Source organism: Gellertiella hungarica (assembly GCF_014197145.1).
Taxonomy (GTDB): domain Bacteria; phylum Pseudomonadota; class Alphaproteobacteria; order Rhizobiales; family Rhizobiaceae; genus Gellertiella; species Gellertiella hungarica.
This window is the reverse complement of record NZ_JACIEZ010000002.1, coordinates 815733-838641: the sequence shown is the minus strand read 5'-3', so window position 1 is coordinate 838641 and position 22909 is coordinate 815733. Positions and strand designations below refer to the sequence as shown.

General features: G+C 65.6%; 21 protein-coding genes and 1 riboswitch. Of the genes, 13 read left to right on the top strand and 8 right to left on the bottom strand.

The window, feature by feature from the left end:
- Position 1: 1 nt before the first annotated feature.
- Positions 2 to 715 carry a hypothetical protein gene (locus tag GGR23_RS08460; RefSeq protein ID WP_183365731.1) on the bottom strand — a complete coding sequence of 238 codons (714 nt, stop codon included), beginning with the start codon at positions 713 to 715 and terminating at the stop codon, positions 2 to 4.
- 140 nt (positions 716 to 855) lie between these two features.
- Positions 856 to 1869: an asparaginase gene (locus GGR23_RS08455; RefSeq protein ID WP_183365729.1), complete on the bottom strand. Its 1014-nt coding sequence runs from the start codon at positions 1867 to 1869 to the stop codon at positions 856 to 858.
- Positions 1870 to 2053: 184 nt separating this feature from the next.
- Positions 2054 to 2270, top strand: a riboswitch (cobalamin riboswitch).
- Positions 2271 to 2336: 66 nt separating this feature from the next.
- Between GGR23_RS08455 and GGR23_RS08450 the strand changes: the two genes are divergently transcribed.
- The 7 genes from GGR23_RS08450 (at position 2337) to GGR23_RS08420 (ending at position 8978) form a co-directional block, all read left to right on the top strand.
- Positions 2337 to 3005, top strand: coding sequence for an energy-coupling factor ABC transporter permease (locus GGR23_RS08450; protein WP_183365727.1), 669 nt, complete (start codon positions 2337 to 2339; stop codon positions 3003 to 3005).
- A 4-nt stretch (positions 3006 to 3009) separates the two neighbouring features.
- On the top strand, positions 3010 to 3321 hold the full coding sequence (locus GGR23_RS08445) for an energy-coupling factor ABC transporter substrate-binding protein (RefSeq protein WP_183365726.1): 312 nt from the start codon (positions 3010 to 3012) through the stop codon (positions 3319 to 3321).
- Positions 3322 to 4062 carry a CbiQ family ECF transporter T component gene (locus GGR23_RS08440; protein WP_183365724.1) on the top strand — a complete coding sequence of 247 codons (741 nt, stop codon included), beginning with the start codon at positions 3322 to 3324 and terminating at the stop codon, positions 4060 to 4062.
- Positions 4059 to 4874: an energy-coupling factor ABC transporter ATP-binding protein gene (locus GGR23_RS08435; RefSeq protein ID WP_183365723.1), complete on the top strand. Its 816-nt coding sequence runs from the start codon at positions 4059 to 4061 to the stop codon at positions 4872 to 4874. Before GGR23_RS08440 ends, GGR23_RS08435 begins: the two co-directional genes overlap by 4 nt.
- Before the next feature lie 477 nt (positions 4875 to 5351).
- On the top strand, positions 5352 to 6140 hold the full coding sequence (locus GGR23_RS08430; protein WP_343066620.1) for a DUF2243 domain-containing protein: 789 nt from the start codon (positions 5352 to 5354) through the stop codon (positions 6138 to 6140).
- A gap of 94 nt (positions 6141 to 6234) precedes the next feature.
- A complete protein-coding gene (locus GGR23_RS08425) occupies positions 6235 to 7674 on the top strand; it encodes an MFS transporter (protein WP_183365721.1) in 1440 nt (479 codons plus the stop codon).
- A 23-nt stretch (positions 7675 to 7697) separates the two neighbouring features.
- Positions 7698 to 8978 (top strand): NRAMP family divalent metal transporter, encoded by a 1281-nt coding sequence (locus GGR23_RS08420; RefSeq protein ID WP_183365720.1) that lies wholly within the window; start codon positions 7698 to 7700, stop codon positions 8976 to 8978.
- 16 nt (positions 8979 to 8994) lie between these two features.
- On the opposite strand, the gene GGR23_RS08415 is transcribed toward GGR23_RS08420, so the two are convergent.
- From GGR23_RS08415 to GGR23_RS08405, 3 genes are all read right to left on the bottom strand, one after another.
- Complete coding sequence (locus tag GGR23_RS08415; RefSeq protein WP_183365719.1) at positions 8995 to 9993, bottom strand: NAD(P)H-quinone oxidoreductase; 999 nt, start codon at positions 9991 to 9993, stop codon at positions 8995 to 8997.
- A gap of 511 nt (positions 9994 to 10504) precedes the next feature.
- The gene (locus GGR23_RS08410; RefSeq protein WP_183365717.1) at positions 10505 to 12331 is read right to left on the bottom strand and encodes a GGDEF domain-containing protein; all 1827 of its coding nucleotides are present in this window, start codon (positions 12329 to 12331) and stop codon (positions 10505 to 10507) included.
- Positions 12332 to 12481: 150 nt separating this feature from the next.
- Positions 12482 to 13042, bottom strand: a complete 561-nt coding sequence (locus GGR23_RS08405; RefSeq protein ID WP_183365715.1) for an HdeD family acid-resistance protein — start codon at positions 13040 to 13042, stop codon at positions 12482 to 12484.
- Positions 13043 to 14193: 1151 nt separating this feature from the next.
- Between GGR23_RS08405 and betI the strand changes: the two genes are divergently transcribed.
- The 3 genes from betI to betB are packed head-to-tail and all read left to right on the top strand — an operon-like array spanning position 14194 to position 17785.
- Positions 14194 to 14775, top strand: a complete 582-nt coding sequence (betI, locus tag GGR23_RS08400) for a transcriptional regulator BetI (RefSeq protein ID WP_183365714.1) — start codon at positions 14194 to 14196, stop codon at positions 14773 to 14775.
- A gap of 20 nt (positions 14776 to 14795) precedes the next feature.
- Positions 14796 to 16322: a choline-sulfatase gene (gene betC / locus GGR23_RS08395; RefSeq protein ID WP_183365713.1), complete on the top strand. Its 1527-nt coding sequence runs from the start codon at positions 14796 to 14798 to the stop codon at positions 16320 to 16322.
- Positions 16322 to 17785 carry a betaine-aldehyde dehydrogenase gene (gene betB / locus GGR23_RS08390; protein ID WP_183365712.1) on the top strand — a complete coding sequence of 488 codons (1464 nt, stop codon included), beginning with the start codon at positions 16322 to 16324 and terminating at the stop codon, positions 17783 to 17785. The genes betC and betB overlap by 1 nt, the downstream gene beginning before the upstream one ends.
- Before the next feature lie 489 nt (positions 17786 to 18274).
- Here betB and GGR23_RS08385 read toward each other — a convergent pair whose 3' ends face one another.
- A complete protein-coding gene (locus GGR23_RS08385) occupies positions 18275 to 18634 on the bottom strand; it encodes a helix-turn-helix domain-containing protein (RefSeq protein ID WP_183365711.1) in 360 nt (119 codons plus the stop codon).
- A gap of 145 nt (positions 18635 to 18779) precedes the next feature.
- Here GGR23_RS08385 and betA point away from each other — a divergent pair, with 145 nt between their 5' ends.
- From betA to GGR23_RS08370, 3 genes are all read left to right on the top strand, one after another.
- Positions 18780 to 20435, top strand: a complete 1656-nt coding sequence (gene betA, locus GGR23_RS08380) for a choline dehydrogenase (RefSeq protein WP_183365710.1) — start codon at positions 18780 to 18782, stop codon at positions 20433 to 20435.
- Positions 20436 to 20906: 471 nt separating this feature from the next.
- On the top strand, positions 20907 to 21137 hold the full coding sequence (locus GGR23_RS08375) for a CopG family ribbon-helix-helix protein (RefSeq protein WP_183365709.1): 231 nt from the start codon (positions 20907 to 20909) through the stop codon (positions 21135 to 21137).
- An 8-nt stretch (positions 21138 to 21145) separates the two neighbouring features.
- Complete coding sequence (locus GGR23_RS08370) at positions 21146 to 21433, top strand: type II toxin-antitoxin system RelE/ParE family toxin (RefSeq protein WP_183365708.1); 288 nt, start codon at positions 21146 to 21148, stop codon at positions 21431 to 21433.
- 371 nt (positions 21434 to 21804) lie between these two features.
- Here the strand turns inward: GGR23_RS08370 and GGR23_RS08365 are convergent, their stop codons facing one another.
- Positions 21805 to 22107: a hypothetical protein gene (locus GGR23_RS08365; RefSeq protein ID WP_183365707.1), complete on the bottom strand. Its 303-nt coding sequence runs from the start codon at positions 22105 to 22107 to the stop codon at positions 21805 to 21807.
- 329 nt (positions 22108 to 22436) lie between these two features.
- Complete coding sequence (locus GGR23_RS08360) at positions 22437 to 22901, bottom strand: RrF2 family transcriptional regulator (protein ID WP_183365706.1); 465 nt, start codon at positions 22899 to 22901, stop codon at positions 22437 to 22439.
- Between the last annotated feature and the right edge of the window lie 8 nt (positions 22902 to 22909).

Below are 22909 nucleotides of genomic sequence, written 5' to 3'. Positions count from 1 at the left end.
GTCAGAGCTGGCCGGAGACCAGTCTTTCGTGGCGCAGCACCCGCAGCGCGAGCGCGAGCGCAAACAGGATGGTGACGAAATAGCCGGGAATGGGGTTGCCGTCGGCCACCAGCAGGAAGGTCGCGAGGATCTCCCGGATGGTGGCGATCGTGCGCGACAGATCGAAGGCGTGGAAGGTCTTGGCGATCAGCATCGGCAGGCCGGAGGCGGTGGCGAAGGCGTGCAGCGTGCACATGAAGGCCATGAAGCCCGCGAGCAGGCCGATGGGGGCCGCCCCGCCCTGCTCGGGCGCATCCTCGTCTTCCAGCGGAAAGGCGAGAAACAGCGCGAGCGCGAGGAAGGCATAGGTGGACGGCGGCATCTGCTGGCCGAGCAGCACATAATCGGCATTGCCGTGCCACATGGGCGCGTAGGCGCGGAAGGTGCCGGCCACCGCCCCCGCCCAGGCGAGCACGGGCACGATCCAGAGCGGCAGGAAGCGCAGGTAGAGAATGCGGATCACCACCACCAGCACCAGCGCGACGCCCGAGACATCCACCAGCACCGGCTTGATGACCCCCATCAGCCAGTTGTTCAGCGTATAGCAGCTGCCCTCGTTCGAGGCGCAGTCGGAAATGCCGACGATGACGCTCGCCACATAGTCGAAGCCGACGAGGCTGATGAGAAAAAGGGCCGATGTCGTGACCAGCCACCAGACGTAACGTCCCGCAAACATGTTGAATTCCCGGCTCGGCGATTCTTGATATTTGCGAAAATGATAATCCATTCCTAAAGAAATGCACCATTGACCGCCCGAGAGCGTAAACGATCGCTTGATGCACGGGGTGGGCGCGTTAATACTTCGCTTCGCCGGCCTCAGGCCGCCTCGAAGAGCGAGGGCGCCGCGCGCACCGTTCCCACCTCGATGCCGTTCCAGTTCTTCATGGTGTGGTTTGCCATGGCAAGCAGGCGCTCGCGCGGCTCGCTGCCGGGCTCGAAGAAGCGGGCAAGGGCGGCGGCCACCATGCTTTCGGCGGCGCGGGAGGCGCCATCCTCGCATTTCACCGCGATGGAGATGCCCTGCTCCGGCAGAAGCGCGCAATAGACGCCCTCCGCCCCGGTCTTGGCGAAGATCCTTCCGGGCGCGACTTCCATCAGCAGGGTGCAGAAGCGGCGCGTGCCGGCGACATAGAAGGGCTCGGCCATGCAGGCCTCGATGAGGCGGGTGGCGGCCCGGGCGCGCAGCGGCTGGAGCCCGCTGCCCGTCAGCATCCGCCCGAAGCCGCGGGCAAGGCCGTCGAGCGGCACCGCATAGGTGGGGATCGAGCAGCCATCCGTGCCGCAATTGTCGTGGGCCAGAACGGCGCCGGTGAGATCGGCCATGATGGCGCGGATTTCCGCCTGCAGCGGATGCTCGTAGGTGACATAGCCCGCAACCGTCATGCCGGTGTGGCAGGCGGCGCAGACGAAGCCCGCATGCTTGCCCGAGCAATTGTTGTGGAGCGCGGAGGGCCGGGCCAGCGTGCGGGCCTGGTGGATGAGCGGCCCCTGGTCGAAGGACCAGTGCGCGCCGCATTCCAGCGCCTCCTCGTCCAGCCCCGCGCGGGCGAGCATGGAGGCGGCAAGGGCCGCGTGATCGTCCTCGCCGCTGTGGGAGGCGCAGGCGATGGCAAGCTCCCGGTTGCCGAAGCCGTAGCGGTCGGCGGCGCCGCTTTCCACCAGCGGCAGCGCCTGCATGGCCTTGCAGGCCGAGCGCGGGAAGACCGGCGCATCCACCGCGCCGGCGGAAAACACAACCCGCCCCTCGCCGTCGACGGCAATCACCATGCCGCGATGCCGGCTTTCCACCAGGGAGCCGCGGGTGACTTCGACGAGGACGGGATTGGACATGGAAAACTCCGCAAGTGCGCTTCGGGGGTGCCCTGATCTAGCGCATGCGCGGGATTCCCGAAACGGTTTTCCGCCGGTCGGCCCGCGCTTTTTCAGGGGCAAGGCCGTCACGGGATGACGCAAAGCGTGGATTGTATTTCCCCGGCAACTCTCCTATGAAGACGGGATGCGCCCGGCCCCGGCGGGGCGCACAACGAAAGACGGTTCTGCCCACACCGGACGGGAGGGCGGATGAAAAGGGAACACGGTGAGGCCTACCCATCAGGGACCGAGACCGTGGCTGCCCCCGCAACTGTGAGCGGAGAGCGACGTCCATCATGCCATTGGCGCCTTGCGCGCCGATAAGGCGGACCGAGCGACGACCCGCAAGCCAGGAGACCTGCCTTCTTTCGGCAACCCGGAAACCGGCCCCTGCCCGTTTCTTCGTTCAGGCCCCGCGCGGGTGGCGCGGGCAAAGGAGTTGTCCGATGCATATCATGGAAGGTTACCTTCCGGTGAGCCATGCCCTTGGCTGGGCGGCGCTCTCCCTTCCCTTCGTCGCCTATGGCGCCCGCAAGATCATCCGCACGCTGGAGGAAAAGCCCGAGACCAAGATGCTGCTCGCGGCATCCGGTGCCTATGTCTTCGTGCTGTCGGCGCTGAAGATCCCCTCCGTCACGGGAAGCTGCTCGCACCCGACCGGCACCGGCCTTGCCGCGACCCTCTTCGGGCCGTCGGTCACCGCCGTTCTCGGCACCATCGTGCTGCTCTTCCAGGCGCTGCTTCTGGCCCATGGCGGGCTGACGACGCTCGGCGCCAACGTGTTTTCCATGGCGATTGCCGGGCCCTTCATCGCCTATGGCCTCTATCGCGGCCTGACCCGCGCCGGCGCTTCCATGGCGGTGGCCGTGTTCTTCGCCGCCGCGCTCGGCGACCTCGCCACCTATTGCGTCACCGCGCTGCAGCTGGCGCTTGCCTTTCCCGATCCGGTCTCCGGCGTCTTTGGGGCGGCGGTGAAGTTCCTCGCCGTCTTCGCGCCCACCCAGGCGCCGCTCGCCATCAGCGAGGGCCTGCTGACCGTGGTCGTGATGAACCTGCTTTCCCGCTATTCGGCGGACGAGCTGAAGGCGCTTGCCCCCGCGACCGGAAAGGCCTGACCCCATGCTGAAGCAGAACCTCATCCTGATCGCCGCCGTTGCCGGACTGGCCGTCGCGCCGCTTTTCATCCACCGGGACGGCAAGGCTGAATTTTCCGGCTCCGACGGGCAGGCCGAAGCCCTGATCACCGAGATCCGCCCGGATTACCAGCCCTGGTTCTCGCCCCTGTGGGAGCCGCCGAGCGGGGAGATCGAAAGCCTGCTCTTTGCCCTGCAGGCGGCCGTCGGCGCCGGGCTCATCGGCTTCTATTTCGGACGCCGTTCGGCGACGCCGAAGACGCCGCGCAGCCCCTCCGCCGAAAACCGGGCGGGCTGAATGCGCCTCATCGACCGCGCCGCCCAGACCAACCGCTGGCGCCACATGCCGACGGCGGAAAAGCTCGCCGTCAGCCTGTGCGGGCTGGCCGTTGCGGCGCTCTCGCCCTCGCCCGGCGTGAAGGGCGCGGTCTTCCTGCTGATGGGCGGGCTGGTCATGGCCGGTGCCCGGGTGCGGCCGGCCGATTACCTGCGGGCCCTTGCCGTTCCGGCGGGCTTCATCGCGACGGGCGTCGCCGCGCAGGCGGTGACGCTTTCGCTGTCCGGCGGGCCGGTGCTTGCCCTGGCCGGGCCGGAGGCGATGGCGCGGGCGCTTTCCTTTGCGGCCACGGGCTTTGCCTCGGTTTCGGCCCTGCTCTTCCTCGCGCTCACCACCCCCCTCACCCGCCTCGTCGAATGGCTGGAGGATCGCGGCCTCAACCCGCATCTCGCCGATGTGGCGCTGGTGATGTTCCGGATGATCTGGCTGACGCTCGACTGTCTGGAAAGCGGCGAGCGGGCGCTGAAGGGCCGGCTGGGCCACCGCAGCTTTCGCGGCATCCTCACCTCGCACGGCCTGCTTCTTGCCGCGCTGCTGCCGCGGGTGCTCGCCCGCGCGCGCCGGCTGGAAACCGGGCTTGCGGCGCGGGGCTACCAGGGCAGGCTCGTCTTCCTCTCGGGCGAAGCGCCCGCGCGATCGGCGAGGGTATGGCTGACGCTTGCCGCCTTTGCCGGCCTCTTCCTTGCCGGACATCTCGCATGATCCTGTCGGCGGGGGACATTTCCTTTTCCTATCCGGGTGCGGGACCGGCGCTCTCGGGCGTTTCCTTCTCTGTTGCGGCGGGCGAGCGCGTGGCGCTGCTCGGCGTCAACGGCGCGGGCAAGTCCACGCTTTTCCAGATCCTCAACGGCAGCCTGAAACCCGCCGCCGGCAGCCTCTCGCTCGACGGCACTCCCGTCAGCCACGACCGGCGCGGCCTCACCCGCCTGCGCAGCGCCGTCGGCCTCGTCATGCAGGACCCGGACGACCAGCTCTTCGCCGCCACCGTTGCCGAGGACGTCTCTTTCGGGCCGGCGAACATGGGCCTTTCAGCCCCCGCCATCCGCGAGCGGGTGGAACGGGCGCTCGCCGCCATGGGCATTTCCGATCTCGCCGCCACGCCCACCCACATGCTGAGCTTCGGGCAGAAGAAGCGCGCCGCCATCGCCGGGGTCATCGCCATGGAGCCGCGCATCCTGCTGCTCGACGAACCGACCGCCGGCCTCGATCCGCGCGGGGTCGAAGAACTCATGCAGGCACTCGCCGGCCTCAACCGGCAGGGCACGGCCATCGTCATCGCCACCCACGACATGGACCTCGCCTGGAGCTGGGCCGACCGCGCCGTGGTGTTCTCGCGCGGCGCCATCGCCATCGAGGGCAGGACGCAGGCCGTCTTCTCCGACGGCGACCGCCTCACCGCACTCGGCCTCCGCCCCGCCCTGGTGCAGCAGATCGGCGCGGCGCTTGTCGAGACCGGCGCGATCGATACCATCCCCCGCTCCCTCGCCGACCTCGTGGCCCTCATCCGCCGGTGACGGCGTGGGGTTTTTGCAGCCTCGCTCGGCGTGGAGTTTGACGGGCGGCACCCCCCTCTGCCTTTCGCTATGTCGAGTTTGCCGTGCCGCACCCCCCTCTGTCCCTGCCGGGACATCTCCCCCTCAAGGGGGGAGATCGACTTTGCGGTTTTTGATTTCCTCAAACAATGAACGTCTCATTTACTCAAACGTCTGCTGGGGACTGCCATCATAAACCCCATCCCGATCTCCCCCCCTTGAGGGGGAGATGCCCGGCAGGGCAGAGGGGGGTGCGCATCGGCAAACTCAACGCCGTGCAAACAGAGGGGGGTGCGGTACGGCAAACTCAACGCCGTGCAGGCAGAGGGGGGTGCACATCGGCAAACTCAACGCCACGCAAGGCACAGCCGCGTGCACCCCCTCAAACGCCACCCCGCGCAGCGCCACCGCCTCCGGCCGGAACCTCCCCCCGCGCCAGCCGTTTGCCGGAATGAACCGGTGGAGGACGAGATGGCGGATGTGGCGCGGGGGTTTGGGCGGGAACATGCGGGATTGCGCTGGGCGGGATATCTCCTGGGGTTCGGCATCGGCGGGTTCTTCGACGGCATCGTGCTGCACCAGATCCTGGAATGGCATCACCTGCTGAGCGGCATCGAGGCGGCGAAGGGGGATATACGGCTGCTGATCATGACCGACGGCTTCTTCCATCTGCTGATGTACGGGATCGCCGGCATGGGTCTTTTCCTGCTGTGGCGCGAGCGGCGGCGGTTTGCCGAGGCCGGGGCGGACCGGCGGCTGCTGGCGGCGGTGCTGATCGGCTTCGGGGCGTGGCATGTGGTGGACGGGGTGCTGTCCCACTGGGTGCTGGGCATCCACCGCATCCGCATGGCGAGCGCCAATCCGCTGTTCTGGGACCTGCTGTGGTTCATCGTCTTCGGCCTGGCGCCGCTGCTGATCGGCTGGCGCACGGGACGGGCGGGCCTGCGCACGCCCGGCACGCCGGCGGCGCTCGTGTTCCTGGTGCTCAGCATGGGCGCGCTTGCCGCCCTTCCCGCGCCGAAGGACGATACGGTGATGGTGCTGTTCTGGCCGGGAACGACGCCGCAGCAGGCGGTGGACGCGCTCGGAGCCGTCGACGGACGGCTGCTGTGGATGGATGCGAGCGGAACCGTGACGGCCGCGAAGCTGCCGGACGACGCCCCGCGCTCCGCGCTCTACGACAAGGGCGCGATGCTGGTCGGCAACGGTCTCCTGCCCGCCGGCTGCATCGACTGGATCCGCTCGTGAGCGGCCAGGCGCTGCCCCTTCGAGAATCCGCACCTTGCGCAGCCGGCGGCTTTCAGGCGACACAGGCTGTCTGACAAGTCGAGGGATTCGAGGCATGGACGAACGGACGGCGGCGGGCGAGACGGAGCATCACGGCGGGCGCTCGCGCATCACGGAAATCTTCGCGCCGCGCTATCTCGGGGCGACGCTGATGCTGGGCGGCGGCGTCGCACTGCACGCCATCGAGGTCTACATCTCCATCACCGTGCTGCCGTCGGTGGTGCGCGACGTGGGCGGGCTCGATCTCTTCGCCTGGGCAACCACGCTCTTCGTCGCCTGCTCGCTCCTCGGCTCCGTCTTCATCACGGCCCGGCCGCGCGGCCTGTCGCTGCGGCAGGCCTATGTGATCGGCGCGATCTTCTTCGGCGCCGGCAGCCTGTTCGCCGCGCTGTCGCCCAGCATGCCGCTCCTCATTGCGGGGCGCGGCGTGCAGGGCTTCGGCGCGGGCATCATCGTCGCGCTCGGCTATGCCTTCGTGCGCCATGCCTATCCGGAGCGGCTGTGGAACATGGCCGGCACGCTCTATGCCGCCGTCTGGGGGGCCGCGACCTTCATCGGTCCGTCGCTCGGCGGGCTGTTTTCCTCCGGCTCGCTGTGGCGCTTCGCCTTTGCCATTCCCCTGCCCTTCACCGTGCTGATGGCGCTCTTCGCCACGCGGCTGCTGCCGAAGGCCGAGGACGACCGCGGCGAGATCCGCGTCGCCTTTCCGCAGATCCTCCTGATGGTGGCCGCCGTGGTGCTGCTGTCGCTTGCCGGATCGGCGGAGGATGCCACGCGGCGCATCCTGTGGTTCGGGCTGGCGCTGGTGTCATCGGTCGGCGTGGTGCTGGCCGAACGGCTGCTGCCGGTGCGGCTCTTTCCCGAAGGCGCCACGCGGCTTTCCACCCCGCTCGGCCTCATCTATGCCTTCATGATGCTGGTGCTGCTGGTTCTATCGGCGGATGTCTACATCCCCTATTTCCTGCAGGAACTGCACGGCGTGCCGCCGCTCTTTTCCGGCTATCTGGTGGCGCTGGTCGCGCTCGGCTGGACGGGCGGCGCCTTTCTGACCACCCATTACACCGGCAACCGGGCGATTGCCTCGATCATCCTCGGCGCGGCGCTGGAAATGGCCGGCACGGCCAGCCTGACGCTGACGATGGCGCGGGAAAACCCGACGAGCGACCTCGCCCTGCTCGGCGTGGTCTCGGTCGGCATCTTCTTCATGGGGGCGGGCGTCGGGCTCGGCTGGTCGCATCTGGTCGCGCTGGTGCTGCGGCTTGCCCGCGACGACGAGAAGGACCGCGCCTCCGCCGCCATCACCATGATGCAGTCGCTCGGCTCCGGTTTCGGCGCGGCGCTCGCCGGCGTGATCGTCAATTCCACCGGGCTTCTCGATCCCGGCGGCACCGAGGGCAATGTCAGCGCCGCGCACTGGCTGTTCCTGCTGTTTGCGCTGCCCGCCGCAGCCGCGCTGCTCGCCGGTCTGGCGCTCAAGCGGCGGCTGGCGGCCTGACGCACCATCCGGTATAGAAGGCCATGGACCAGCCCGCGCCCTCCCCCGCCGATACGACCGGACGCTCCGGCTTTCTCAAGAGCCTGGGGCCGGGGCTCGTCACCGGGGCGGCGGACGACGATCCGAGCGGCATCGCCACCTATGCCCAGGTGGGCGCGCAATTCGGCTACGGGCTTTCCTGGACGCTGGTCTTTTCCTTTCCGCTGATGGCGGCGATCCAGGCGGTGAGCGCCCGGATCGGCTGCGTGACCGGGGTCGGGATCGCCCAGAACCTGCGCCGGCACTATCCGAAACCGCTGCTCAGGGCGGTGGTGGTGCTGCTGATCGTCGCCAATGTCTTCAATCTCGGGGCCGATCTCGGCGCCATGGGCGCGGCGCTGACGCTGATCCTCGGCGGGCCGGAGCTTCTCTACACGCTGCTTTTCGGCGCGGGCTGCGTGCTGGCGGAGATCTTCATTCCCTATGACCGCTATGCGGGCTTTCTGAAATGGGCCACGCTGTCGCTCTTTTCCTATGTGGCGGTGGTCTTCGCCGTGCGGGTGCCCCTCGGCGAGGCGCTTTCCGGCGCCTTCATCCCCCATCTCGTGCCCGACCGGGACCACATGATGGCGCTGGTGGCGGTGCTCGGCACCACGATCAGCCCCTATCTCTTCTTCTGGCAGGCGGGCCAGGAGGTGGAGGAACTGCACCGCCGGCACGTCAAGCCGCTCTGCATCACGCCGCGGACCGCCGGGCCGGAGCTGGCGCGCATCCGGCTGGACACCATCACCGGCATGGGCGTGTCGAACCTCATTGCGCTGTTCATCGTCTTTTCCGCCGCCGCCACCATGCATGCCCACGGGGTGACCGACATCCGCACCTCTGCGGATGCGGCCGAGGCGCTGCGCCCCATCGCCGGGGATTTCGCCTTCGCGCTCTTTGCGCTCGGCATCATCGCGACCGGGCTGCTGGCGGTGCCGGTTCTGGCCGGTTCGACCGCCTATGCCGTCAGCGAGACCTTCGGCTGGACGGAGGGGCTGAACCGCCGCCCGCGCGAGGCCAAGGCCTTCTATGGGGTGATCGCGCTTGCGACCGCCGGCGGCGTGGCGCTGACCTTTTCCCCCATCGATCCCGTGCGGGCGCTCTACTGGAGCGCGGTGGTGAACGGGGTGCTGGCCGCCCCGCTGATGGTGGTGATGATGCTGATCGCCACCAACCGCCGCGTGATGGGACGGCTGACGCTGCCCCTGCCGCTCAGCATCGCCGGCTGGACCGCGACGCTGGTCATGGCGGCGGCGGCAATCGCCTTCTTCCTGTTTCCGTAATTTTCGGGCCGGCGCCTCAGAGCGTCAGCACGATCTTGCCCACATGGGTGCTGGTTTCCATCAGCCGGTGCGCTTCGGCGACCTCGGCAAAGGGCATCGCCGCATGGATGACGGGGGCGACGGTGCCCTCCTCCAGCAGCGGCCAGACCTCGGCGAGAAGCTCGTCGCGGATCGCCTGCTTCTCCGCCGCCGTGCGCGGGCGCATGGTGGAGCCGGTCACCGTCAGGCGCTTCACCATGATCGGCGTCAGGTCCACCTTCTCGGCCAGCGAACCGCCGAGGAAAGCGATGATCGACAGGCATCCGTCCTTCGCGAGCGAGGCGATGTTCTTCTCGAAATAGGCGGCTCCGATCATGTCGAGGATGGCGTCGACGCCGCGCTTTCCCGTCTCCTCGCGGATGACGGCGGCGAAATCCTCCGCGCGGTAGTTGATCGCCCGCTTCGCGCCCAGGCGCTCGCAGGCCGCGCATTTCTCGGCCGAGCCGGCGGTGGTGTAGACCTCGGCGCCGAAGGCCTTCGCCAGCTGGATCGCCGTGGTGCCGATGCCCGACGAGCCGCCATGGATGAGCACGGTCTCGCCCTCGGTGAGCCCCGCCATCTGGAACAGGTTTGCCCAGACGGTGAAGAAGGTCTCCGGCAGGGCCGCCGCCTTCACCGCATCGTAGCCCTTCGGGAAGGGCAGCGCCTGCGTGGCCGGCACGGCGCAATATTCCGCATAGCCGCCGCCATTGGCGAGCGCGGTGACCCGGTCGCCCGGCCGAAAGGCGGAAACCCCCTCGGCCACCGCCACCACCTCGCCGGCCACCTCGAGGCCGAGGATCGGGCTTGCATCCTTCGGCGGCGGATAGGCCCCCATGCGCTGCAGCACATCCGGCCGGTTGATGCCCGCCGCCTCCACCCGCACCAGGATCTCGCCCGGCTTCAGCACCGGCAGCGCCCCCCGCACCAGCCGCATCACCTCCGGCCCGCCCGGCTGTTCCATGGCAACATGTGTCATCTGGTCTGGAAGGGTCATGGCTCGGGCCTCCTCGCGGGTGCTTCGTTTCTCCCCCATTAAGACCGCCATCCGGGGCAATTCAAGGCAATGCCTGCGCGACATCGGGACGCTGCGGGGGGGGGCTTCTGTTCCTGCACTATGTCGAGTGTGCCGTGCTGCACCCCCCTCTGCCCTGCCGGGCATCTCCCCCTCAAGGGGGGAGATCGGGATGGGGTTGATGCGGGCAGTCCCTCGCAAACGTCTCTGCAAATGAGACCCTTGTTATTTAGGGAAACGAAAACCGCAATGTCGATCTCCCCCCTTGAGGGGGAGATGTCCCGGCAGGGACAGAGGGGGGTGCGGTACGGCAAACTCAACGCCGTGCGGACAGAGGGGGGTGCGGTGCGGCAAACTCAACGCGATGCGAGGCAGCCCCGATCTCCCCCCTTGAGGGGGAGATGTCGGCGAAGCCGACAGAGGGGGGTGAACCTCGGCACCCTCCACCCCCTGCAAACGGAGGGTGCGCATCGCCTCAAGCGCAACGCCCGCATCACCCGGCGGCCAGCAGTTCCACGGGCGGGAGGGCGGTGTCGGGGGTGTCGAGGCGGCCGAGGACGAGGCCGGTGTCGCTGCGTTTGGCGAGGCGCTTGAGTTCGGCGATGCGGCGGCTGACCTGGCCGAGGTCGGAGAGCACCTGGCCCTCCGGCACCTCGAGCACGGCGAAGGAGCAGCGCAGCAGCGGGAAGAAGCGCTGGCTGCCGGTGCGGTCCTCGGCCTCGATGCCGCCGCGGGCGAGGTCTTCGGGGCTGTAGAGGGTGCGCGCATCGGCGGCGAACTCGGCGGCAAGGCGGGTGAGTGCCCGCTCCACCTTGTCGCGCGGCATGTCCACCGTACCGATGAAGAAATCGTCCCCGCCGATATGGCCGAGAAACACCTCGCCCTCCAGGAAGGCGCGGCGCATCTGGGCGGCGAAGAGCGTGATGGCCTTGTCGCCCCGGGCGAAGCCGTAGACATCGTTGAACGGCTTGAAGTGATCGAAATCGCCGTAGCAGAAATAGCGCAGCCGCCCCGTATCCCGGCTGCGGGCAAAAAGCTGGTCGTGGATGGCGATGTTGCCGGGCAGGCCCGTCAGCGGGTTCTGTTCGCGGGCGCTTTTCAGCTGCTTGTCGTTGAAGAGCCGCACCATGGCCGCCGGCGAGACCACCCCCGCATAGCGCATGTTTTCCGTGAGGATGATGCAGTCGTTGCCTTCCATGTTGGTGAAGATGGAGGCGAGCTGGTCGGCATCCGCATCGAGCCCGATGACCGGGGCGGATTCCACGAACTGGCTGATCGAGCGCCGGTAATGCGGGTTCGTCAGCAGATCGCGGCCGAAAGGCTGGTAGATATAGGCCTTCAGCGTGCGCTCGCGGATGATGCCGCGCGGCTCGCCATTGGCGTTGAGAACGGGAAAGAAGGTCTGGGCCGGATTGTTGCGGAACAGCGCGAAGACCCGGTCGATGCCCTCGTCCTCGCGGATCGACGGCAGGCGCTCCATCTGGCGGCGGATGAGAACCGTGTCGCTGGAGGCGCCCCTCGCCCCGCTTCTCGGCCGTGCCAGCCGGGGGAAGGACGTCTTCAGCCGGCCGACCTCGGTTTCAGGGCGGGAGATGTGCCAGCCCTGCACGAGATCCGCGCCGAGATCGCGGGTGGTGACAAGCTCTCCCTCCGTCTCGACCCCCTCGGCGATGACGCGAATGCCCAGCGCATGGGCCATGTTCACCGTGTTCTTGAAGAGATGCCGCTTGCGCGGATTGAGATCGATGCCCGCCACCATGTGACGGTCGATCTTGATGTAATCCACCTGATAGTCGCACAGCAGGTTCATCTCGCCATGGCCGGCACCGTAATCGTCGATGGCGAGCTTGAAACCCGCCTGCCTGACATGGCTGACCAGGGTGGCAAATTCCGGCACGCCGGCATTGTCGAACCGCTCCGACAGCTCGAAGCAGACCGAGGAGGCGGGAATGCCGAGGCTGTCCATCTCCGCCCGCAGCATGTCGGCAAAGGCGACGCCGCGCGGAATGAGGCGCACGTCGAGATTGAGGAACAGCGTCGCATCCCGGTAGGTCGGCAGGCTGGCAAACTTCGCCAGCGCGCGCCCGGCCAGCAGCCCCTCCACCTCGAAAAGCTGCCCGTGGCGCTCGGCATGATCGAGAAAGGCCAGCGGCGAGGCACAGCCCAGCCGGTCGTGGCCGCGCAGCAGCGACTCGTAGCCGAAGACCGCCCCCGTGCCCATCTCCGCGATCGGCTGGAAGGCGCTGGCCGCCACCAGCTTCGCAAGCGTCACGAGCTCACGATCGGCAAAGAGCCGCAGGAGTTCGGGGGCGATGGACATGAAGCACTCCGCGAGTCAGCGATGGGTATCGGGCATGTAAGCCGATATTCCTGAACAAAGCGTAGCGTCAACGAAATTTTTTTGTGACAAAACAATGACATAGCCCGGAGTTCGCGCCCCGGGCCGAAAAGTGCCGTTTCAGACGGTCCCTCAGGCGAGCCGGCGCAGCGCCAGCGAAAGGCCGATCAGCGTGGCGCCCTGGATGATCAGATCCACCGAGAGGAAAAGGCCGAGCACGAAGAGGCTGCTGGCCGGCCAGCCGGCGGCAATCAGCACGCCGCCGAGCGCCGTCACGATGCCGCTCAGGATCATGTAGGTGCCGCCGCTGCCCCGCATGCGCAGGCCGATCACCAGACGGGCGATGCCCGCGACGATCAGCGTGACGGCCATGACCAGCGTCAGCACCGCGGAAGCCGCGATCGGGTTCATGAAGGCGAAGATGCCGGCGATGAGATAGAGCACTCCGCCCAGCGCCCAGTAGAGCACGTTTTCCCATCCCCGGACCTGGAAGGCATGGATGAGGTAGCCCACACCCGCCACCAGCATGACTGCCGCGATGAAGTAGATCGAGGCGATCGTCGCCATCACCACATTCACCATGGCGTAGATGCCGAGAAGCGTGATCAAAACCCCCAGCGCCAGAAACCAGCCCCACTTCGAACCGATGGAATAGCCGGACCCGAAACCGCTGCCGTCATCAGTATAGGACATGGATTTTCTCCCTCTGCTTGTATCGAGCGACCGCTTCAATCTAGCCCTTTTCGCGGAAAAGGCGAGACGGACAGCCGCGCATTCCGCTCATGGCAGACCTGCTTCCCATTCCATGATTTACGTCTAATATTAGGGCGTTCGGACAGAAGCAGCCCGCACCGTGCCAGCCGGTGTGACCGGGCAGGATGGGCCAGCCCGGCCGTGGCAACGGCCTTGTCCCGAACGATGGAGGTGGGAGATGCGGAGAAATCCGTGGTCGATCACGCTTACCATACGCAAGACCCGCACGGGCTGGATTGTCTCCGTGCGGGTAGAGCGTAAGTCAGGTAAGTAAAACGCGTCGGCGGGTGTTACCGCATCCGCCGGCCACTCCATTCTAGCAGCCTCCCGCGCCGTTTCAAGCACAGAAAATGCACGACAACTTCATTAGAATAACCTAACTTTCCATCGTTCGGACAGAAGCAGCCCGCACCGTGCCAGCCGGTGTGACCGGGCAGGATGGGCCAGCCCGGCCGTGGCAACGGCCCTGTCCTCGAACGATGGAGGTGGGAGATGCGGAAAAATCCGTGGTCGATCACGCTTACCATACGCAAAACCCGCACGGGCTGGATTGTCTCCGTGCGGGTCGAGCGTAAAGAGTAAGCAAAGCTGCCGGCGGGTGTTCGCGCATCCGCCGGCAGCTCCATTCTAGCAGCCTCCCACGCCGTTTCAAGCGCAGAAAATGCACGACAACTTCATTAGAATAATCTAACCTTCCATCGTTCGGACAGAAGCAGCCCGCACCGTGCCAGCCGGTGCGACCGGGCAGGATGGGCCAGCCCGGCCGTGGCAACGGCCTTGTCCCGAACGATGGAGGTGAGAGATGCGGAAAAATCCGTGGTCGATCACGCTTACCATACGCAAAACCCGCACGGGCTGGATCATCGCCGTGCGGGTCGAGCGTAAGGAAAAGTAAAAGTGCAAGCGGGTGTACCACCACCCGCTTGCCGCTCCATTCTAGCAGCATTCGATGCGCACACAAGAGCTTCATCATCATTCCCTTATATGAAAGGCGATATGCGCCGTCGTGGACGGCACGACATGGGTCGCGATTTTTTATTGATTGACGGCTCAATTAAAAATAATCTGCCTTTATCAAGAAGGATGGATGAATGCCCAAGATCGGGATGGAGCCCATACGCCGCAAGGCGCTGGTGGACGCCGCGCTGAAAGCGATCGGCGATCATGGGTCGTTGTCCGTGACGATGTCCGAGATTGCGCGGCAGGCGGGCGTTTCCCCTGCCCTCGCCCACCATTATTTCGGCAGCAAGGAGCAGCTGCTGATCGAGACCATGCGCTCGCTGCTGAGGCAGCTGCATGACGATGCGGTGGCGGCGCTGTCGATTGCCGAGACGCCGCGCGAGCGGCTTTCGGCGGTGGTTCGGGTGAGCTTCAATGCCAGCCAGTTTGCGCCGGAGACGATTGCCGCCTGGCTTGCCTTCTATGTCGAGGCGCAGCGCTCGGACGAAACCCGGCGCCTGCTCGCCGTCTATGCCCGCCGTCTAAATTCCAACCTGATATCCGCGCTGAAGCCGCTGGTGCCTGCCGACGAGGCCAGGCGGATTGCCGATGGCGCGGCGGCGATGATCGACGGCCTCTACATTCGCCAGGGCCTGCGCGTAGCGCCGATCAGCATCGATGCCTCCATCGCCCTCATCGAAGATTACCTCACCTCCCAACTCTCACGCCGATAAGAACCAAGGGAACACCCGGCATGACCGCAAGACCCAATATCCTCATCATCATGGTGGACCAGCTGAACGGGAAGTTCTTTCCCGATGGCCCGGCGGATTTCCTCCATGCGCCCCACATGAAGGCGCTGGCCGCCCGTTCCGCCCGTTTCGTCAACAATTACACGTCTTCGCCGCTCTGCGCGCCGGCGCGCGCCTCCTTCATGGCCGGCCAGCTGCCGAGCCGCACCCGCGTCTATGACAATGCGGCGGAATATGTCTCCTCCATCCCCACATTCGCCCATCACCTGCGCCGCGCCGGCTATTACACTGCCCTGTCGGGCAAGATGCATTTCGTCGGCCCCGACCAGCTGCATGGCTTCGAGGAGCGGCTGACGACCGATATCTACCCGGCCGATTTCGGCTGGACGCCCGATTACCGCAAGCCCGGGGAGCGCATCGACTGGTGGTATCACAACCTGGGTTCGGTGACGGGCGCGGGTGTCGCCGAAATCACCAACCAGATGGAATATGACGACGAGGTGGCCTTCCTCGCCAACCAGAAGCTCTACCAGCTCTCGCGCGAGAACGACGACGAGGCCCGCCGTCCCTGGTGCGTCACCGTCTCCTTCACCCACCCGCACGACCCCTATGTCGCGCGCAAGAAATTCTGGGACCTCTACGAGGATTGCCCCTATTTGCTGCCGGAAGTCGGCACCCTGCCTGATAGCGAGCAGGACCCGCATTCGAAGCGCATCATCCATTCCTGCGACTACGAGAACTTCAACGTCACCGAGACGGACATCCGCCGCTCGCGGCAGGCCTATTTCGCCAATATCTCCTATCTGGACGAGAAGGTGGGCGAACTGGTCGACACGCTGACCCGCACGCGCATGCTCGACAACACGCTGATCTTCTTCTGCTCCGACCACGGCGACATGCTGGGCGAGCGCGGGCTCTGGTTCAAGATGAACTTCTTCGAGGGTTCCGCCCGCGTGCCGCTGATGATCGCAGGCCCGGGCGTCAAGGCCGGGAAACACCTCGCGCCCGTCTCCAACCTCGATGTCACGCCGACGCTCTGCGATCTCGCCGGAATCTCGATGGATGAAATCATGCCCTGGACCGATGGGGAAAGCCTCGTGCCCGTCATCAACGGCAAGCCGCGCACCGCGCCCGTGCTGATGGAATATGCGGCGGAAGCCTCCTATGCCCCGCTGGTCGGCATCCGCGAGGGCAAGTGGAAATACATCCATTGCGAGCTCGATCCCGAACAGCTCTTCGATCTCGAGGCCGATCCGTTCGAGCTTGCCAACCTCGCCACCGATCCCGCCCATGCGGACGTGCTGGAGGGCTTCCGTGCGAAGCGCAAGGCCCGCTGGAACATGGCGGAATTCGATGCCGCCGTGCGGGAAAGCCAGGCGCGGCGCTGGGTGGTCTACGAGGCGCTCCGCAACGGCGCCTATTATCCGTGGGATCACCAGCCGCTGCAGAAGGCCTCCGAGCGCTACATGCGCAACCACATGGACCTGAACATTCTCGAAGAATCCAAGCGTTACCCGAGGGGGGAATGATGCGCGCACAACCGAAAGCCAGCCATTTCATCGATGGCGAATATGTGGAAGATTCAGCCGGTGCGGTCTTCGATTGCGTCTATCCCGCAACGGGCGAGGTGATCGCGAAGCTGCACGCCGCAACCCCTGCCATCGTCGAGCGGGCGATTGCATCCGCCAAGGCGGCGCAGAAGGAATGGGCGAACACGAGCCCGACCGCCCGCGGCCGCATCCTCAAGCGCGCTGCCGAAATCATCCGCGAGCGCAACCGCGAGCTTTCGGAGCTGGAAACGCTGGATACGGGCAAGCCCATCCAGGAAACCACCGTTGCGGACGCGACCTCCGGCGCCGACAGCTTCGAATTCTTCGGCGGCATCGCGGCTTCGGCGCTCAACGGCGACTATATCCCGCTCGGTGGCGATTTTGCCTATACCAAGCGGGTGCCGCTCGGCGTCTGCGTCGGCATCGGCGCGTGGAACTATCCGACCCAGATCGCCTGCTGGAAGGGCGCGCCGGCGCTGATCTGCGGCAATGCCATGGTGTTCAAGCCGTCGGAAAACACGCCCCTCTGCGCGCTGAAGATCGCCGAGATCCTCATCGAGGCGGGCCTGCCCAAGGGCCTCTACAATGTCATCCAGGGTGACCGCACCACCGGCCCGCTGCTCGTCAACCATCCCGATGTCGCCAAGGTGTCGCTGACCGGCTCCGTGCCGACCGGTCGCAAGGTCTATGAGGCCGCTGCCGCCGGCCTTCGCCACGTCACCATGGAGCTCGGCGGCAAGTCGCCGATCATCGTCTTCGACGATGCCGATATCGACAGCGCCATCGGCGGCGCCATGCTCGGCAACTTCTATTCGACCGGCCAGGTCTGCTCGAACGGTACCCGTGTCTATGTGCACAAGGCGATCAAGGGCGAATTCCTGAAGCGGCTGAAGGCCCGCACGGAAGCCATCCTCATCGGTGACCCGATGAACGAGGACACGCAGATGGGCCCGATGGTTTCCCACGCCCAGCGCGCCAAGGTGCTGGACTCCATCGCCAAGGGCAAGGCGGAGGGCGCAACGCTGGTCACCGGCGGCGGCATTCCGAACAACGTGACGGGCGAAGGCTACTACATCCAACCGACCGTCTTTGCCGACGTTACCGACGACATGACCATTGCGCGGGAGGAAATCTTCGGCCCGGTCATGTGCGTGCTCGACTTCGAGGACGAGGCTGATGTGCTCGCCCGCGCCAACGACACCGAATTCGGCCTCGCCGGCGGCGTCTTCACCGCCGACCTCACCCGCGCGCACCGCGTGGTGGACGCGCTGGAAGCGGGCACGCTGTGGATCAACGCCTACAATCTCTGCCCGGTCGAAATCCCCTTCGGCGGCGCCAAGCAATCCGGCTTCGGCCGCGAAAACTCGGCTGCGGCGCTCAACCACTATTCGGAACTGAAGACCGTTTACGTGGGCATGGGCCCGGTCGCCTCGCCGTATTGAGGGCGGGAGAGCGGGGTGGCTTGCACGGCGTGGAGTATGCCGATGTGTACCCCCTCTGCCTCGCACGGGGTTGAGTTTGAGGCGCCGCACCCCCCTCTGTCCCTGCCGGGACATCTCCCCCTCAAGGGGGGAGATCAGGATGGGGATTCTTGAGGAAGTCCCTCGCCAACGGTTCTGCGGATGAGACGCTTGTCATTTGGGGAAACCCTAAACCCACAGTCGATCTCCCCCCTTGAGGGGGAGATGTCCCGGCAGGGACAGAGGGGGGTGCGGTGCGTCACATGCGGCGCCATGCAGGACAGAGGGGGTGCGGTGCGGCAAACTCGACGCCGTGCGAGGCAGAGGGGGTGCAGCCCGGCAGATGGGACGCCACGCATGCCTTCTCGCATGAAACAAGAAACGGAGACACCTGTGACGGTACAGGCGGGACATGGCAGCACGAGATACGACCCGGAGACGCGCATCGCCGGCGGGTTCCCGTGCGCGCGGTCAGCCGGCGATATCGTCGAGCTCGACCCGGAGGGCAGCCGCGATGCGCCGCAGCACATCGACGGAGCCGGTCTTCCTGCCGTTTTCGATCTCGGAGAGATAGGGCTGGGAAATGCCTGCCGCCGCCGCGAGTTCGGATACGCTCATCCCGCGATAGGTGCGGTAGGTGCGGATGCGGCTGTCGGTGGACATGAGCTCGACCACGAGCTCATGAGGCCAGGTTTCCTCACCGGCCGCGATGCGCGCCATGATGGCCTGGGCCTCGATCGTGTCAATCATGTCGATCATGTCTTCATAGTCCTCCTCGCTGAGGAGGACATAGGGCCTCCCATCGATCTCGATGCGTTGAATCCCGCTCATGGTCCTTCACTCCTTGCAGATGCGCCCGCGCGCTCCGGCCGTCGCGACGTGAGCCTCGATGACCATAGGGTCGCCCACCACCGCCGGGAACACTGCCCTTCGCACCATCATCCATCCAGCAATCACTCATATACTGGAATTAGCCATGACTAACCAAGCAGATTTCGTCATCATCGGCTCCGGCTCGGCGGGTTCCGCCATGGCCTATCGGCTGTCGGAGGACGGCAGGCATTCTGTGATCGTGCTGGAATATGGCGGTTCGGATGCGGGCCCCTTCGTGCAGATGCCGGCGGCGCTCGCCTATCCCATGAACATGAACCGCTACAACTGGGGCTATCTCTCGGAGCCCGAGCCCTTCCTCAACAACCGCCGGATGATTGCGCCGCGCGGCAAGGTGATCGGCGGATCGTCCTCGATCAACGGCATGGTCTATGTGCGGGGGCACGCGGAAGACTTCAACCGCTGGGAAGAGATGGGCGCGCGCGGCTGGGCCTATTCGGACGTGCTGCCCTATTTCAAGCGCATGGAAAACTCCCATGGCGGCCAGGACGGCTGGCGCGGCACGGACGGCCCCTTGCATGTGCGCCGCGGCGAGATCCGCAATCCGCTCTACAGGGCCTTCATCGAGGCCGGCCGTCAGGCGGGCTTCCCCGTTACCGAGGATTACAACGGCCAGCAGCAGGAAGGCTTCGGCCTGATGGAGCAGACGAGCCACAACGGCGTTCGCTGGTCTGCGGCCAATGCCTATCTGAAGCCGGCGCTGAAGCGGCTGAACTGCCGCCTCATCCGTTGCTATGCGAAGCGCGTGGTCATGGAAGGCACCCGCGCCGTCGGCGTCGAGGTGGAGATCGGCGGCAAGCTGGAGGTGATCCGCGCCAACCGCGAGGTGATCGTCGCAGCGTCGGCCTTCAACAGCCCGAAGATCCTGCTTCTGTCCGGCATCGGCCCGGCCGAGCATCTGAAGGCGATGGGCATTCCCGTCGTCGCCGATCGTCCCGGCGTCGGCCAGAACCTGCAGGATCACCTCGAATATTACCACCAGTTCCATTCCACCAAGCCGATCACCCTGCATTCCAAGAACAACTGGTTCTGGATGGGCGTGGTGGGCGCGCAGTGGCTGTTCTTCAAGAAGGGTCTCGGCACCTCCAACCAGTTCGAGGCGGCCGCCTTCATCCGCTCCGCGCCGGGCATCAAGTGGCCGGACATCCAGTATCACTTCCTGCCGATCGCCATTTCCTATGACGGCAAGTCTGCCGCCGGCGGCCACGGCTTCCAGGCCCATGTGGGCTACAACATGTCGAAATCGCGCGGCTCGGTGACGCTGCGCTCGCCCGATTTCAAGGACGATCCGGTGCTGCGCTTCAATTACATGAGCGACCCCGAGGATTGGGTGAAGTTCCGCCACGCCATCCGCGTCACCCGCGAGATCTTCTCGCAGAAGGCCTTCGATCCCTATCGCGGCGAGGAAATCCAGCCGGGCCGCAACGCCCAGACCGACGAGGAGCTGGACGCCTTCCTGCGCGAGCATCTGGAAGGCGCCTATCACCCCTGCGGCACCTGCAAGATGGGGGCGGTGAATAACCCGATGGCGGTGGTCGATCCGGAAACCCGCGTCATCGGCGTCGAGGGCCTGCGCGTCGCCGACAGCTCCATCTTCCCGCATGTCACCTACGGCAACCTCAACGGCCCCTCGATCATGACCGGCGAAAAGGCCTCCGACCACATCCTCGGCCGCCAGCCCCTGCCCCGCTCCAACCAGGAGCCGTGGATCAACCCGAACTGGCAGGTCAGCGACCGGTAACGCGAGGTTCGCGGGGGGCTGCGCCCCTCGCGACGTCGAGTTTGACGTGCTGCACCCCCTCTGTCCCTGCCGGGACATCTCCCCCTCAAGGGGGGAGATCGACATTGCGGTTTTTGGTTTCCCCAAATAACAAGCGTCTCATTTGCAGAGACGTCTGCGAGGGACTGCCCACATCAACCCCATCCCGATCTCCCCCCTTGAGGGGGAGATGTCCCGGCAGGGACAGAGGGGGGTGCGGTGCGTCACATGCGGCGCCATGCAGTCCAGAGGGGGGTGCACATCGACAAACCCGACGCCATGCACGCCCTGAGCCGCCGGGCCATTCCGACAGCTCACTCACAGCGCCACCCGAAACCAAACACAATTATCAAATATATCTTTTAACATATACTCCAAAACCATCAATAAATCCAAATATTGACCCGAATCTATTCATTCGTATTCTCGTCGATATTCAACGAGGTTCGAATCATGCCTTCCATTACCATCGAGATTTCAGAACATGCGGCGGGGCGGCTGGAGCAGTTGTGCCGCAAGAGCAGGCAGTCCCATCATCTGATCGCGGAGCGGGCCATCGAGCTTTTCGTCGATACGGAGGAGTGGCAGCTGAGCGATATCGAGCACGGGTTGAGCGATGCGCGCGACGGGCACCTGATCTCGGAAGAACAGGCCGGGCAGGTGTTCAACCAGCTTCTGTCGTGAGGTGAGCGATGACGCGGGTACGCTGGACGGAGCGGGCGATCGGGCGCCTGAAATTCATCAGCAACTTCAAGGCCCGGCAGGACCCGGTGGCAGCAAAGGCCGTGATTACCCGCGTGCGCTATGCCGCGCTGGTGCTGGCGGAACAGCCGGAAATGGGGCGGCAGGGCCGCGTTTCCGGAACCCGCGAGCTGCATTTCTCCGACCTCCCCTTCAGCCTCGCCTACCGCGTGACCGAATGGGGCATCGACATTCTCACCGTGGTGCCGACCGAGCGCCGCTGGCCGCTGCAATTCTGATTTCGGCACGCGATGGGACCGGTTGGCAGCAGCGGCTTGCGACACAGCCGCTGCTCATATACACTGGAGCGGTGACGGGAGTTGGAGATCCCGTCACCCTTTACTTTATTCGTCTCGATATTGGATCCGCACGGTCAGTGACCAGGTCGTGCGGGTCTTTCGGACGATAAAGCTGATCGAAATCGGAAATTTCCGCATCTCTTTCACTCCAGCGAAAGCGCAAGGCGGTGGCTTGCCCCACTCCGGAACGCCCAGTCGTCCGGATGCATGGCTGGTCTCCATGCGGCTGCTTCTGCCCTTTCTGCCGCAGACATATCAAATCCGCCTGATGTATAAAATGAAACGAAGGCGAGTACCGGGTTGTTGCGGTGTCAGCGCGGGGACGCGCTCTCGTCCGGATCGCTGGCCGGACGTCCGGCAATGGCGACCGGACCATGCAGCTCCGACTCTCGGGCAAATCCGGATGACTCTTCGCCGCGCTCCACGGGGCTGTGCCATATATGAGGGCTGACGGGCGCTGCCGCTTCACCGAAGGCGTCGGGCGCTTGCGAGGATCGGGCGGGACGCGCGGGACGGAAGAGGAAGGCGATGGCGACGGCGGTTGCGAAGGGTGCGGCGACGAGCAGCGCCTTTATCCAGTCCGGCGAGGCCATGTAGATTTGCGTGATGTCCACGATGCTTGCGCTCCCGGTCGGTCGAGGGAGTCACCGGCGGATGTTTCGCAACGATCCTCCGGTGACCGGGAGTTAGAAAAGCCAGCTCAGAGTGGCCGCCCCGGCTTTTAAACCGAAGTTCTGGACATGACAGGGGCCTCCCGGCCGCAATGGCCAAGACGCTAAAGGGTTCGGGACGTATCCTTCAAGATACGGTCACATCTGAGCAGGGGTTTTCTAAGCCCCGGGACACGGGAAATTGCCCGCATCCTGAAGGGGAGGTTAGCAGGAACGGACCTTCAGTCAATCCTTGTTTAGATAAATCTACAAGACGATCGCAGAGCCTGCGCTTACCCGTCGACGGTTTCGGCCGGGCGGGGTGCTTCCGCCATGGCCTCGTCGGCGAGGTGGATGCCGTCGGCGATGGTGGAGGAGAAGAGCACAGCCCTTTCCGCCTCCGCCACCCGGTGAAACACGTGGCGGATTTCGCAGGAGAGTTCGCCGTCGCAATCGTCGCAGCGGCGATAGGCGGTGATGGAGAGGCAGGGCAAGGGCGCGAGTGGGCCGTCGATGATGCGGAGCACCTCCCCGAAGGTGATTTCGGCGGCGGGCTTCAGGAGCAGGTAGCCGCCCTGCTTGCCGCGCAGGCTGCGCACGATGCCCTCGCGCTTCAGGTCGAGAAGGATCTGCTCGAGAAACTTCTTCGGGATGTTCTGCGAGGTCGCGATTTCCGAAATCTGGCGCGGCTGTGCCCTGTCGCCCCGGGCGAGCGCCGAGAGCGCGCGCAGCGCATATTTTGCCTTCTGGGAAATCATCGCAACAT